A 12,772-nucleotide genomic window follows, 5' to 3' on the forward strand; every position below is an offset into this window, starting at 1 on the left:
GGCAGCTCGGCGCTGGCCGGTTCGAGGAGGCGGTCGGCGAGTCGCTCGGCGGCGCGGGTGGCGTCGTCGGTGCGGCGGCGCAGGGTGACGGCGGCGGCGCGGGCCTCGGCCAGGGCGGTGGCGACGGGTTCGGCGCGGCGGGCCCGGTCGAGTTCGGACTGACGCGCGGCGCGATGGCCGGCGGTGGCGGCGAAGCCGGCCAGCTGGGTGCGAGCCGCGGTGCGGCGGCGGAAGAGCTCATGGCGGCGGCGCTCCGCTTCCGCGGCGGCGCGCACACCGGCCGAATCCTGCCGGCGCTGCCGCAGATCGGCGGCCGTCTCGGTCACCAGGGTGCGGGCGGCCGCCAGCAGCGACTGCGACCAGCCGACCGACTCGAGGAGCCCGGCCGTCTCGGTGGCTGGCAGGCCCGCGGCCGTGCCGACCTGGGCGATGAGACGGTCGATGCTGTGCTTGCGGGCATCCAGATCGGCGGAGCTCGCGCGGCGCTTCTCGACCAGCCACTGCTCGGCGGTGCCGAAACGCTCGGTGTCGAAGAGCTTTTCGAGCAGCTTCTCGCGATCCTCGTTGTCGGCGCGCAGGAATCGCGCGAAATCACCCTGCGGCAGCAGCACGACCTGGAAGAACTGATCGGCGCTCATGCCCAGCAGGCGCAGCACCTCGTCGCCGATATCGGGAATGCGGGACAGGTTCTGGCCCCGCCCGTCCAGCCACTCCAGCGTGGCGGCCGCGTTCTCCTTCACCCAGCCCGATTTGGCGCGCTTGCTCGGCCGCTGGAATTCCGCCGACCGGTTCAGGCGCAGCCGCCGGCCACCGACCGTGGCCTCCAGCAGCACCCGGGGCGGCGTCTGCTCGTCGGCGTGGTCCGAATGCAGGCGCTTGATATCGCCACGCGCCCCCGGCACGCTCCCGTACAGCGCGAACGCGATGGCGTCCAGCACCGTGGTCTTCCCCGCCCCCGTCTGCCCGTGCAGCAGGAACAACCCGTCCGCACCGAGCTCGTCGAAGTCGACCACGGCCGTCTCGGCGAACGGCCCGAACGCCGTCAGCTCCAACCGATGCAGCCGCACGCAGCGCCCCCTTCCCTCAACGCCACTCCCCATCCAACTACCCGGCACCCGTCGCCCACCGCGGGACACGCCGAAACACTCATCGCCCCAACGCTCATGCGGTCATCCCGCCGGCCACATCGCCCGATTCGCCCGGCTCCAACCCGAAGTCACCCAGATCGAACAGCCCGAGCGCCGCATCGGCCTCCGCCGCATCCACCCCACGCACCGACCCGTCGAACCCGGCCGCACTCACCACCCGGGCCGCAACCTCGGCCCCGCCGCCTCCCATTGAATCGGCACCCACCGATCCATGTCCGGCGTCGGCACCCGACGCATCGGCCTCATCGGGCACAGCGAACGACGCGCCCTCCGCGGCCACGACAGCCTTCGCCGGCACAGCAGCTGTCAGTGCGCCGCCTTCGGTAATACCGGCAGCCTCGACAGAGACGGCAACCGCGGCGGCCGCAGCCCCTTCGACAGATACGGCGGCCGGATCGCCCAACGCAGCACCGACAGGCACGACATCCTCGGCGACGACAGCGGCCGGAGAAACGTGTGCGGCGGTTTCGACCGGGGCGGGAAGATGTAGGGGAGCGTCGGTTTCGCGGGTGGCGGCGGCGAGGGCGCGTTCGAGCCAGGTCATTTCGCCGGGGGTGGGGGTGCCGCGGACGTCGGCGAGGAAGCTCTGGGCTATCTCGGTGTCGCGGCGGCCGTGCACGCGTTCGCGGTAGCGGAGTTCCGGGTTGCCCTCGGGGCGTTGCCATTCCACGTGGACGGCGTGCGGGAAACGCTCGCGGAGGCGGCGCAGCGCGTCCACGGGGCGCGCCTCGTCGGTGAGGGTGGCCGAGACATAGTGCGATTCGGCTTCGGCGTGCTCAGGCGCTTCCAGGAGGGATTCCAGGGGCCCGGTGAGTTGCGAGAGGCCGCGCACCACCGGGAGTTCGCGGCGCTGGACGGCGGACAGGCCCGCGCCGTCGATGTCCACGATCCAGACCGCCTTGCGATGCGAGCGCTCGCCGAACGAATACGGCAGCGGCGAACCCGAATAGCGGACGGACTCCGACAGCGTCTGCGGCGAGTGCAGGTGGCCGAGCGCCACATAGTCGATCCCGGCGAAGGCCGACAGCGGCACGGTCTCCACGCCCCCGACCGAAATGGACCGCTCCGACCCGGTGGCCTCGCCGCCCACCACGAAGGCATGGGCCAGCACCACCGACCGCGCCCCCGCCCGCCCGGCGAGATCGGCGCGCACCAGGCTCATGGCCGCATCCAATATCTCGGCGTGCGAACGCGCCTGCGGCACGCCCAATTCCACCCGGGTGATCTCCGGCTCCAGATAGGGAATGCCGTAGAAGGCAATGTCGCCGAATTCATCGGACAGCACGATCGGCCGCGCCACATCCGCGATCCGGCAGCGCAAATGCAATCCGCCTGCCGCCGCGAAACTCCCGAGCGCACCGAGCCGAGTTGGCGAGTCGTGATTACCGGAGGTGGCGACAATGGTCGCCCCCGCCGCCCGAATTGCCTCGAATCCTCGATTGCACACCGCAATCGCATCCGCACTGGGAATGGAACGGTCGTACACATCCCCCGGCAGCACGACCACGTCCACCCCCTCGGCCGCCACCAATTCCGCGACGGCCCGCAGCGAGCACTCCTGATCGGCCAGCAGATCGACGCCATGAAAGGTGCGCCCGATATGCCAGTCGGAGGTGTGCAGGATCCGCATGCCGCAAGACGCTATTGGATCCCCCCGACAACCCGCGCGACACCCTCGCGAGTCGCGTCGAACACGCCGCGCGTATGCCAGGGCGACAACTGATTTCGCAACGGTCGGGGTAACTCACCGGGTACGACCGGAATCGGTTCGGCACCCTACCGCCGGCACGGATATGAGACCGGCGACGGCACCTGACGCGCCGCTGAAGTCCCGGAGAGGCGGAATTGTCGGTGGTCTCCGGCACTATCTCTGGCCATGACCGCACCGATGCTGTTCGCGCTGCTGCTGGTGTTCGTATCGGGGCTGGCCCTGGGCTGGCTCGGGCATGCCGCGCGGGCGGGACAGCGGGCGGCGGTGGCCGAGGCGCGGCTGGCGGCCATCCGGGACAACGAGCGGCTGTTGCGGCAATCACTCGGCGCGGCCAGCGAGGACGCGGCCCGGCGGCAGTCCCACGCCATCGGCGCGCTGGTCGATCCGCTGCGGGAGGCGGTCGGCAGCCTCGACCGCCACATTCGCGAGGTCGAGCACAACCGCATCAACGCGTACTCCGGCCTACGCGAACAGGTCGCGGGCATGCAGCGGATGTCACATCAGTTGTCCACGCAGACCGGTCAGTTGGTGGCCGCGCTGCGCGCGCCCCAGGTGCGCGGCCGCTGGGGCGAGATCCAGCTCGAGCGTGTGGTCGAGCTGGCCGGCATGGCCCGGCACTGCGATTTCGACACCCAGGTCACCCGCCGCGGCGACACCGTGGTGCGCCCGGATCTGGTGGTGCGCCTGTCCGGCGGCCGCCAGATCGTGGTGGACGCCAAGGTGCCCTGCACCGCCTTCCTGGACGCCGCCGGTACCGAGGACCCGCGCGAGCGCGAGGGCCACCTGGCCCGCCACGCCCGGCATCTGCGCAACCATGTGGATCAGCTGGCGGCCAAGGAGTACTGGGCGGCCTTCGATCCCTCCCCCGAGTTCGTGGTCCTGTTCGTGCCCGGCGATCCGTTCCTGGACGCGGCCCTCACCACCGACTCCGGATTGCTCGAGTACGCCTTCGGTCGCAATGTGGTCCTGGCGACGCCCACCACACTCATGGCCCTGCTGCGCACGGTCGCGCTGGGCTGGCGGCAGGAGGCGCTGTCGGCGGACATGGCGGTGATCCAGCAGCTGGGCCGTGAGCTCTACACCCGGCTCGGCACCACCGGCCGCCATCTGGACAGGCTGGGCGCGCAGCTGGGCAAGGCGGTCGACGCCTACAACCACACCGTGGCGTCGGTGGAGTCGCGGGTCATGGTGACCGCCCGGAAGCTGCACGACCTGGAGATCGCCGACGCGCCGGTCCCGGAGGTCCGGCGGGTGGAGAGCTGGCCGCGGGCCGTGGGGTTCGCGGACGAGTACGCGGTGGGGTTCGCCGATGAGATCGAACAGCGGGGATGATGCCTGAGCAACCGCTTGGTCTTCGCGCCGGGGCCGAATAGCTATCACCGGGTTCATGCGATTCCGCATACCCGCGTGATGTCGCCTGCCTCGCGAAACACCGATATGCCTTAGTGTGCTTGACGTGGCAGTTACCCAACGCGAGCGAACCGAGGTGCCCCCGTCGCACCGTTCGATCCTGCCGTCGGTTCCCGGCGTCCCGGCCGGAGCCGCGGTGCTGATCGCTGTGACGTGCACGTTCATCGGTCTGCTGATCGACGCGCAGAGCGCGGGTAGCCGACCGCAGGGCGACGAACTCACCGGTTCCTTCACCTTGCTCTACATCGCCGGCTGTGTGGTGGCCGTGCTCGCGGTCCGCTACCGCGGACTGTTCACGACGCTCGTGCTGCCGCCGCTGCTGCTGTTCATCGCGGTGCCGCTGGCCTATCAGTTCCTATTCGGGTCCTCCGGCAGTCTCAAGCTGAAGGACATCCTGCTGAATCTGGCCATCCCGCTGGTGAATCGGTTCCCCACCATGGCGCTGGCCACCGTGATCGTGCTGATCGTCGGCGCGGTCCGCATCGTGCTGCACCACCGCGAGACCAAGGCCGGCGCGACCGGCGAACCGCGCAGGACCCGGGCTCGTGCCACCCGCCCCGGCAGCGCCCGCGCCCAGCGCACCCGTTCCACCGCCTCCAAGGAACCCGCCAGACGCCGCTTCCGGCCCGGCGCGGACACCGCTGAGGAAGGCGACACCCCCGACACCGAGACCGCCCGTTCGTCACGCCGCGCGGACGCCCGGGTCGCGGCCGGGCCGCCGCGGGTAAGCAACACCGGACGACCCGCCGGCGAGGGCCGCCGCCGTCGTGCCCAGGATCCGGATCAGGCCGCCGCCGAACGCACCCCGGCCGCCACCGAGGGCCGCCGCCGCGCCGCGGGCGCGAACCAGTCCGGCGCCGCTACCGCCGAGGGCCGCCGCCGGGCCCAGTATGCCGAGCAGCCGTCCCGCACCGGCGAGCGCCGCGCGGCCCCTGCCGACCAGCCCCGCAACGGTGAGCGCCGCGCCACCCCGGCCGATCGCCCCCGCAACGGTGAGCGTCGCGCCACCCCGCCGGCGCCGGAGGCCGCCCAGGGCGAGGGCCGCCGCCGTCGCGCACAGAGCCCCGAGCAGGCGGTAGGTCGCGGCGCCGAACGCCACGCCGCCCCCGAGCGCAATCCGGCCCCCGCCGCCGAGGGTGGCCGCCGCCGTCGCGCGCAGCCGGGTGAACTGCCGCCGCATCCGCGTCCGAATGTGCGCTACCGCGAACGTGATTCGGGTCGCATCGAACGCTGAATCCCCGGCGACATTCGAGCGACCCGCACCGTGTATTTCCGGCAATCAGGAAATCGGGCACGAAATAAGATCATCCGGATAGCAAATTCGCGCCCTCCACAACGAATGTGGAGGGCGCGAATGCGTTTCGGAACGAGTTACGCGCGCGCGGTGCGAAGTTCGCGCGGCAGCGAGAAGACCAGCGTCTCATTGGCGGTCGTGACCGGAACCACCGCACCGAAACCGTGCTCGGCCAGCAATTCCAGCACACCCTCCACGAGAATCTCCGGAACCGAGGCGCCGGAGGTGACGCCGACCGTGTGAATACCCTCCAGCCAGGCGGCATCCACCTCGCGGGCATAGTCCACCAGGTGCGCGGCGCGGGCGCCGGCACTCAGCGCGACCTCCACCAGCCGGACCGAGTTTGACGAGTTCCGGGAGCCGACCACGATCACCAGATCGCATTCGGGAGCCATGGCCTTCACCGCGGTCTGGCGGTTGGAGGTGGCGTAGCAGATGTCGTCGCTCGGCGGATCCTGCAGCTTGGGGAACTTCTGGCGCAGGCGGTTGACCGTCTCCATGGTCTCGTCCACCGACAGCGTGGTCTGGGAGAGCCAGATCACCTTGTTCTCGTCGCGCACGGTGACCGAGTCGACGGCGTCGGGGCCGTCGACCAGCTGCACGTGGTCGGGCGCCTCACCGGCGGTGCCCTCGACCTCCTCGTGGCCCTCGTGGCCGATGAGCAGGATGTCGAAGTCGTCGCGGGCGAAGCGCTTGGCCTCCTGGTGCACCTTGGTGACCAGCGGGCAGGTGGCGTCGATGGTGTGCAGGTTGCGGCGGGCGGCGGACTCGTGGACGGCCGGGGAGACGCCGTGCGCGGAGAACACCACGAGCGCGCCCTCCGGCACCTCCTCGGTCTGGTCGACGAAGATCACACCGCGCTCGCGCAGCGTTTCCACCACGTGCCGGTTGTGCACGATTTCCTTGCGGACATAGATGGGCGCGCCGTGCTTTTCGAGCGCCTTCTCCACCGTTTCGACCGCTCGGTCCACACCGGCGCAGTAGCCGCGCGGTTCGGCGAGCAGTACTCGCTTCTCTTGTGGGCCCCGTGGCGCGTCGGCATCACCCGCCGCGGACCCGACGATTCCGACGTTCAAAGGGATAACCGAGGACATGCCCCACAGAATACGTGTGCGCTCCGGCGCGCATTCGCGCGGAGGTCAGGGTCACAATCACTTTTCGCGGCTTTTCACCTTTGCATCACACGGCGTTTCGGGCAGGCTAGGGGCATGTTCCGACCTCCGTTCCTGGCCCGGGTCGCCGCCGGGGCCGCCGTCTATGCTCTCGAGGAAACTCGTCGGCTACCGACGACCGCGATCAATTTCCCGATCACCGCGATCAGCCAGGTGCTGCAGACCACCATGCACCTCCAGCAGTTCGTGACCAGCCTCGCCCTCAAGGGCGACGCCGTTTTCGACCGTTTGCTCAACCAGCCCGAAGAACAGCCCGCCTGGGCCACCTTCGATGAGGACGAGGAAGACGAGCAAACTCCGAGCTTCGCCGCCGAATCGGTACGCCACAGCCGTTTCGACCTCTTCACCGAGCCGGAACCGGCCGTCGCGGAGCCCGCTCCGGCCGTGGTGGAGCCGGTCGCGGCCCCCGAGCCGGTCGCGGTCGACCCCGAACCGGTGCCCGCCGAATCGGCCGCGCAGGAGGCAGCCGATCCGGAGGTCACCGAGACCGCCGCGCCCGGAACGGCTTCGAAGGCGGCCACCAACGGCCACCACAGCAGCCCCGTCACCGAGCCCGAAGTGGCGGCCCGCTTCGACTACTCCGCCATGACCATCGCCCAGCTGCGCGCCCGCCTGCGCCAGCTGACCGTCGATGACCTCGCGGCTCTCCTCGCCTACGAGCAGGAGACCCTCGACCGCGCCCCGTTCGTCACCATGCTGACCAACCGCATCGCGACCGTTCAGGCGAAGTGAACCCAACTCTCGGGAGCTCTCAGGGGTTTCACCCCTGAAACTCCTCGAGACCGCGGGGCTCCGTCCCGGACCCCGAAACAACTCGAGACTGCGGGCTCCGCCCGGACCCGATACAACTTCGGGGCCTGGCCCCGGAACTCCGACACCGTCACATCGGCGGTCCTCGACCAGCGCCGGCCGCTCGGGCTACCACCCGGGCGGCCGGTGTTCGTATTCACCGTATCCGCGGGGTCGGACAGCGCGTGAATCCCGTGTCGGCGGGCGGTGTGCGCCGGGCGTCGGTGGGCACTGACAGAATCGTGCGGTGAGCACCGATACGACGCCGCGGCCGCCGAGCTCGTCCGCCGAGAACCCGATGCCGGTGCGGACCGTCGCGGTGAAGGTGGCGCAGTGGATCGACCGGCTGGGGGCGGTCTGGGTGGAGGGGCAGATCACCCAGATGAATGTGCGGCCGGGGACGCGGACGGCCTTTCTGGTGCTGCGGGATACGGCGGCGGACATGTCGCTGTCGGTGACCTGTGATCCGGAGCTGCTGCGTAATTCGGCGGTGCCGCTGCAGGAGGGCAGCCGGGTCGTCGTGTACGGCAAGCTGTCGTTCTTCACCGGGCGGGGCACGGTGTCGTTGCGGGTCACCGAGATTCGGCCGGTGGGCATCGGCGAGCTGCTGGCCCGCATCGAACGCTTGAAGGCGCTGTTGTCCGCGGAGGGCCTGTTCGATCCGCGGCTCAAGCGCCCGATCCCATTCCTGCCCAATCGGATCGGCCTGATCACCGGCCGCGCCAGCGCCGCCGAGCACGATGTGGTGACGGTGGCCACGCAGCGCTGGCCGGCGGTGCGTTTCGAGATTCGCAATACCGCCGTACAGGGCCCGACCGCGGTGCCGCAGATCCTGGAGGCCATCGCCGCGCTCGACGCGAATCCCGAGGTGGATGTGATCGTGCTGGCGCGCGGCGGCGGCAGTGTCGAGGATCTGCTGCCGTTCTCCGATGAAACCCTGTGCCGCGCCATCGTTTCCGCCACCACTCCGATCGTGAGCGCCATCGGCCACGAGCCGGACAATCCGATCTCGGACTATGTCGCCGACCTGCGGGCCGCCACCCCCACCGACGCCGCCAAGCGCATCGTCCCCGACGCCGCCGCCGAAACCGCGCTGCTGCAGGAACTTCGATCCCGCGCGAACGCGGCCCTGCGCGGCTGGGTGGACCGCGAGGCCCGCGCCCTGACCCAATTGCGTTCCCGCCCGGTGCTGGCCGACCCGCTGCGGCTGCTCGATCAGCGCCACGACGAGGTGGAGCGGCTGCGCGCCGGCGCCCAGCGGGCCGTGGACCACCTGTTGAACGGTGAGTCCACCACCACCCGGCACCTGCGCGAAAAACTCTCCGCGGTGGGCCCGGCCGCCACCCTGGCCCGTGGTTACGCCGTGGTGCAGCGGGTGAACGGCAAGGACCGCCAGGTGGTCCGCGCCATCGAGGACTCCCCGCCCGGCACGCAGCTCCGCATCCGGGTGGCCGACGGCGCGATCTCCGCCGCCGCCCTCGGCGCCCAATCCCTGGTTCCCCGCCCGACCCGGAAGGACTCCTGATGACCGACGACGAACGCGCCGAAATCGCCACCTTCGGCTACGAGCGCGCCCGAGACGAACTGGTCAATGTCGTCAAGATGCTCGAGCAGGGCGGCATGGATCTCGACGACTCGCTGGCCCTGTGGGAACGCGGCGAAGCCCTCGCCACCCGCTGCGAACAGCACCTCGCCGGCGCCCGCAAGCGCGTCGAGGACGCCCTCGCCCACCGCACCGCGCAGGAGTGACCGCTAGACGACGACCGTGCCCTGGTGAAAAACGATCTGCCAGTCCGCCCCGGCCCGCCGCCAGATGGTGGCCCGCCGGCTGACCCGCTCCGGCTGCCGCAGTAGCGATTTACGGAATCAGCTGCGCGGCAGCGGCTGCGCCTGGCCCATGGCGGTGGCGAGGGTATCGAAGGCGGTGGGATTGCCGGCGCCCTTGATGAGGACGCGGACGTCGCCGAAGTCGCTGATCCACGCGGGCTCGGAGCCAGCCTCGGCGTAGACGTTCCACATATGGTCGCCATACCGCTGGGTGCCGGTGGCGGTCTTGGCGGGCGCGTACTTCTTGGCGATGGCGTCGATGGTCGCGTTCGACTGCGTCAACTGCATGTAGGTGCCCTGGGGGGTGATGAATCCGACGGTGCTGGTGTCACCGCCACCCGTCCCGGCGATGGTGTCGTGGCTGCCCGAGTTCGGAGTCCATTTGTCCGGATCCGTATCCGGCAGGGCCGGCAGGCGGATCGGGAAGGACAGGTGGCGCGCGTCGTCGGTGAGCGCGGCCTTCGCATCGAAGTTCGGAATCCGGCCCTGGGTCGGACCGCCGGTGGAGAACGAGCACTGGCTCGCGATCGCGGCGATGACCAGGCAGATGAGCACCAGCGGAGCGAGCGACCAGATCAGGTCCTTGTAGTCGTTCTGACTGCGCGGCTTTTGGTACGACACGCACTCAGTATCCACGGGGCCCGGGTGCGACCGAGCTCACGGTCTCGGGAAACGTAAGTACGTGCCGAGGGCCGCAAACCGCAATGCGACAATTTACGCAGCTTTATACAACCAAGGAGGCTCTCGTCATGACCGCATCCAGCCGCCGCGAGGCACCGGACCGCAACCTAGCGCTCGAGTTGGTCCGGGTCACCGAGGCCGGCGCCATGGCCGCGGGCCGCTGGGTCGGCCGTGGTGACAAGGAGGGCGGCGACGGCGCGGCCGTGGACGCCATGCGGCAGTTGGTGGCGACGGTCTCCATGCGCGGCATCGTCGTGATCGGTGAGGGCGAGAAGGACGAAGCGCCCATGCTGTACAACGGCGAGCTGGTCGGCGACGGCACCGGCGCGGAACTGGATTTCGCGGTCGACCCGATCGACGGCACCACCCTGATGTCGAAGGGTTCCCCGGGCGCGATCTCCGTGCTGGCGGTCGCCGAGCGCGGCGCCATGTTCGATCCCTCGGCCGTGTTCTACATGGAGAAGATCGCCGTCGGCCCCGACGCCGCCGATGTGATCGACCTATCGGCCCCGATCGCGGAGAACCTACGCCGGGTCGCCAAGGCCAAGAACTCCTCGGTCTCCGACCTGACCGTGTGCATCCTGGACCGCCCCCGCCACGCCGAGCACATGAAGGCCGTGCGCGACGCGGGCGCCCGCATCCGCCTCATCTCCGACGGTGACGTGGCCGGCGCCATCGCCTGTGCCCGTCCGGAGTCCGGCGTCGACATGCTGATCGGCATCGGCGGCACCCCCGAGGGCATCATCGCCGCGGCCGCCATGCGCTGCCTGGGCGGCGCGCTGCAGGGCAAGCTGGCCCCCAAGGACGAGGCCGAGCGCCAGAAGGCCATCGACGCCGGCCACGATCTGGACCGCATCCTGAACACCACGGATCTGGTCTCCGGTGAGGACGTCTTCTTCAGCGCCACCGGCGTCACCGACGGCGACCTGCTCAAGGGCGTCCGCTACTACGGCGGCGGCGCGTACACCCAGTCCATCGTCATGCGCGCCAAGTCCGGCACCATCCGCATGGTCGACGCCTACCACCGGCTGACCAAGCTGCGCGAGTACGCGTCGGTGGACTTCGTCGGCGACGAGCACGCCACCCCGCCGCTCCCCTGATCCGAGCGAAACAGCTTGCCGCCCCGGTGGATCCGTCCACCGGGGCGGCGCTGTCTCCGGGGACCGGCGATGTCCTATTCCCGCAGGCGCTGTGCGGATTCCCTCAGGCGTGGCACTCCCACGGGGTGCGCGGCGGGCATAGGGTCGGTTCATGAGCGAGGAGACGCAGTACCGCATCGAACACGACACCATGGGCGAGGTCCGCGTTCCCGTCGACGCGCTGTGGCGGGCGCAGACCCAGCGGGCGGTGGAGAACTTCCCGATCAGCGGACGCGGCCTGGAGCGCGCGCAGATTCGCGCACTCGGCCTGTTGAAGGCGGCCTGTGCGGCCGTGAATCGCGATCTGGGCCTGCTGGACAAGGCCAAGGCCGACGCCATCATCGCGGCGGCGGAGGAAGTCGCCGACGGCCGCCACGACGACCAGTTCCCGATCGATGTCTTCCAGACCGGTTCGGGCACCAGCTCGAACATGAACGCCAACGAGGTGATCGCGAGCATCGCCGCCCGTGACGGCGTCACCGTGCACCCCAACGACGACGTGAACATGTCGCAGTCGTCCAATGACACCTTCCCCACCGCAACGCATCTCGCGGCCACCGAGGCGGTGGTCAAGGATCTGGTCCCGGCCCTGGATCATCTGCGGCTGGCGCTGCTGGACAAGTCCCAGGAGTGGAAGTACGTGGTCAAGTCCGGCCGTACCCATCTGATGGACGCGGTGCCGGTCACCCTGGGACAGGAGTTCGGCGGCTACACCCGGCAGGTGAGTGCGGGCATCGAGCGCCTGCTGGCCACCCTGCCCCGGGTGGGCGAGCTGGCCATCGGCGGCACCGCTGTCGGCACCGGATTGAACGCGCCGGCCGGTTTCGGCGCGAAAGTCGTTGCGGAGCTGGCCCGGGTGACCGATCTGGATCACCTGTCGGAGGCCCGCGATCACTTCGAGGCGCAGGCCGCCCGCGACGGCCTGGTGGAGTTGTCCGGTGCGCTGCGCACGGTCGCGATCAGCCTGACCAAGATCGCCAACGATATTCGCTGGATGGGTTCGGGCCCGCTCACCGGCCTGGCCGAGCTGCAGCTGCCGGACCTGCAGCCGGGTTCCTCGATCATGCCGGGCAAGGTGAATCCGGTACTGCCGGAGGCGGTTACGCAGGTGGCCGCGCAGGTCATCGGCAATGATGCCGCGATCGCCTGGGGCGGCGGCAACGGCGCGTTCGAGTTGAACGTCTACATTCCGATGATGGCCCGCAATGTGCTGGAGTCGATTCGCCTGCTGGCCAATGTCTCCCGCCTGTTCGCCGACAAGTGTGTCCGCGGCCTGGTCGCCGATGTGGACCGGCTGCGGCGGCTGGCGGAATCCTCGCCGTCGATCGTGACCCCGTTGAATTCCGCCATCGGTTACGAGGAGGCGGCGGCGGTCGCCAAGCAGGCGTTGAAGGAGCACAAGACGATCCGGCAGACGGTCATCGATCGCGGTCTGATCGGCGACAAGCTCTCGGTCGAGGAACTGGATCGCCGGCTGGATGTGCTCTCCATGGCGCGGGTGGATGGAAAGAACGAATAGGGCGTCACATTCGGCATCCGGCTCGGCGGGTGTGGCGGCGGTGGCTGCCACACCCACACCAGGGATTCCAGCGGCCCCAACC

The 12,772-nt window shown here is 69.9% G+C and carries 10 protein-coding genes and 1 pseudogene; 7 read left to right on the forward strand and 4 right to left on the reverse strand.

The window, feature by feature from the left end; all coding sequences use genetic code 11:
* Both ACFXN1_RS23920 and ACFXN1_RS23925 read right to left on the reverse strand, forming a co-directional pair.
* Window positions 1-1,067: AAA family ATPase (locus ACFXN1_RS23920; protein WP_379463675.1), on the reverse strand; the 1,067-nt coding region annotated here is incomplete at its 3' end.
* A 574-nt stretch (window positions 1,068-1,641) separates the two neighbouring features.
* Window positions 1,642-2,778, reverse strand: a pseudogene (locus ACFXN1_RS23925) (exonuclease SbcCD subunit D); the annotation flags it as partial.
* 246 nt (window positions 2,779-3,024) lie between these two features.
* Here ACFXN1_RS23925 and ACFXN1_RS23930 point away from each other — a divergent pair.
* Together ACFXN1_RS23930 and ACFXN1_RS23935 are read left to right on the forward strand one after the other, a co-directional pair.
* Window positions 3,025-4,191, forward strand: a complete 1,167-nt coding sequence (locus ACFXN1_RS23930; protein ID WP_379442955.1) for a DNA recombination protein RmuC — start codon at window positions 3,025-3,027, stop codon at window positions 4,189-4,191.
* 124 nt (window positions 4,192-4,315) lie between these two features.
* The gene (locus ACFXN1_RS23935; RefSeq protein WP_379463676.1) at window positions 4,316-5,503 is read left to right on the forward strand and encodes a DUF6542 domain-containing protein; all 1,188 of its coding nucleotides are present in this window, start codon (window positions 4,316-4,318) and stop codon (window positions 5,501-5,503) included.
* 137 nt (window positions 5,504-5,640) lie between these two features.
* Here ACFXN1_RS23935 and ACFXN1_RS23940 read toward each other — a convergent pair whose 3' ends face one another.
* Window positions 5,641-6,657, reverse strand: coding sequence for a 4-hydroxy-3-methylbut-2-enyl diphosphate reductase (locus ACFXN1_RS23940; RefSeq protein WP_379445797.1), 1,017 nt, complete (start codon window positions 6,655-6,657; stop codon window positions 5,641-5,643).
* A 114-nt stretch (window positions 6,658-6,771) separates the two neighbouring features.
* On the opposite strand from ACFXN1_RS23940, the gene ACFXN1_RS23945 reads away from it, so the two are divergent.
* From ACFXN1_RS23945 to ACFXN1_RS23955, 3 genes are all read left to right on the forward strand, one after another.
* Window positions 6,772-7,467 (forward strand): lipid droplet-associated protein, encoded by a 696-nt coding sequence (locus ACFXN1_RS23945; RefSeq protein WP_379445798.1) that lies wholly within the window; start codon window positions 6,772-6,774, stop codon window positions 7,465-7,467.
* A 355-nt stretch (window positions 7,468-7,822) separates the two neighbouring features.
* Complete coding sequence (gene xseA / locus ACFXN1_RS23950) at window positions 7,823-9,049, forward strand: exodeoxyribonuclease VII large subunit (protein WP_379445807.1); 1,227 nt, start codon at window positions 7,823-7,825, stop codon at window positions 9,047-9,049.
* Window positions 9,049-9,273, forward strand: a complete 225-nt coding sequence (locus ACFXN1_RS23955; protein WP_354833459.1) for an exodeoxyribonuclease VII small subunit — start codon at window positions 9,049-9,051, stop codon at window positions 9,271-9,273. Before xseA ends, ACFXN1_RS23955 begins: the two co-directional genes overlap by 1 nt.
* Before the next feature lie 117 nt (window positions 9,274-9,390).
* Here the strand turns inward: ACFXN1_RS23955 and ACFXN1_RS23960 are convergent, their stop codons facing one another.
* Window positions 9,391-9,972 carry a DUF4245 domain-containing protein gene (locus tag ACFXN1_RS23960; protein ID WP_379393809.1) on the reverse strand — a complete coding sequence of 194 codons (582 nt, stop codon included), beginning with the start codon at window positions 9,970-9,972 and terminating at the stop codon, window positions 9,391-9,393.
* Between the two features lie 128 nt (window positions 9,973-10,100).
* Between ACFXN1_RS23960 and glpX the strand changes: the two genes are divergently transcribed.
* Together glpX and ACFXN1_RS23970 are read left to right on the forward strand one after the other, a co-directional pair.
* A complete protein-coding gene (gene glpX, locus ACFXN1_RS23965; RefSeq protein ID WP_379445799.1) occupies window positions 10,101-11,132 on the forward strand; it encodes a class II fructose-bisphosphatase in 1,032 nt (343 codons plus the stop codon).
* Between the two features lie 151 nt (window positions 11,133-11,283).
* The gene (locus ACFXN1_RS23970) at window positions 11,284-12,690 is read left to right on the forward strand and encodes a class II fumarate hydratase (RefSeq protein ID WP_379445800.1); all 1,407 of its coding nucleotides are present in this window, start codon (window positions 11,284-11,286) and stop codon (window positions 12,688-12,690) included.
* Window positions 12,691-12,772 lie beyond the last annotated feature (82 nt).

It is taken from the genome of Nocardia sp. NPDC059154, from assembly GCF_042755705.1.
GTDB lineage: Bacteria > Actinomycetota > Actinomycetes > Mycobacteriales > Mycobacteriaceae > Nocardia.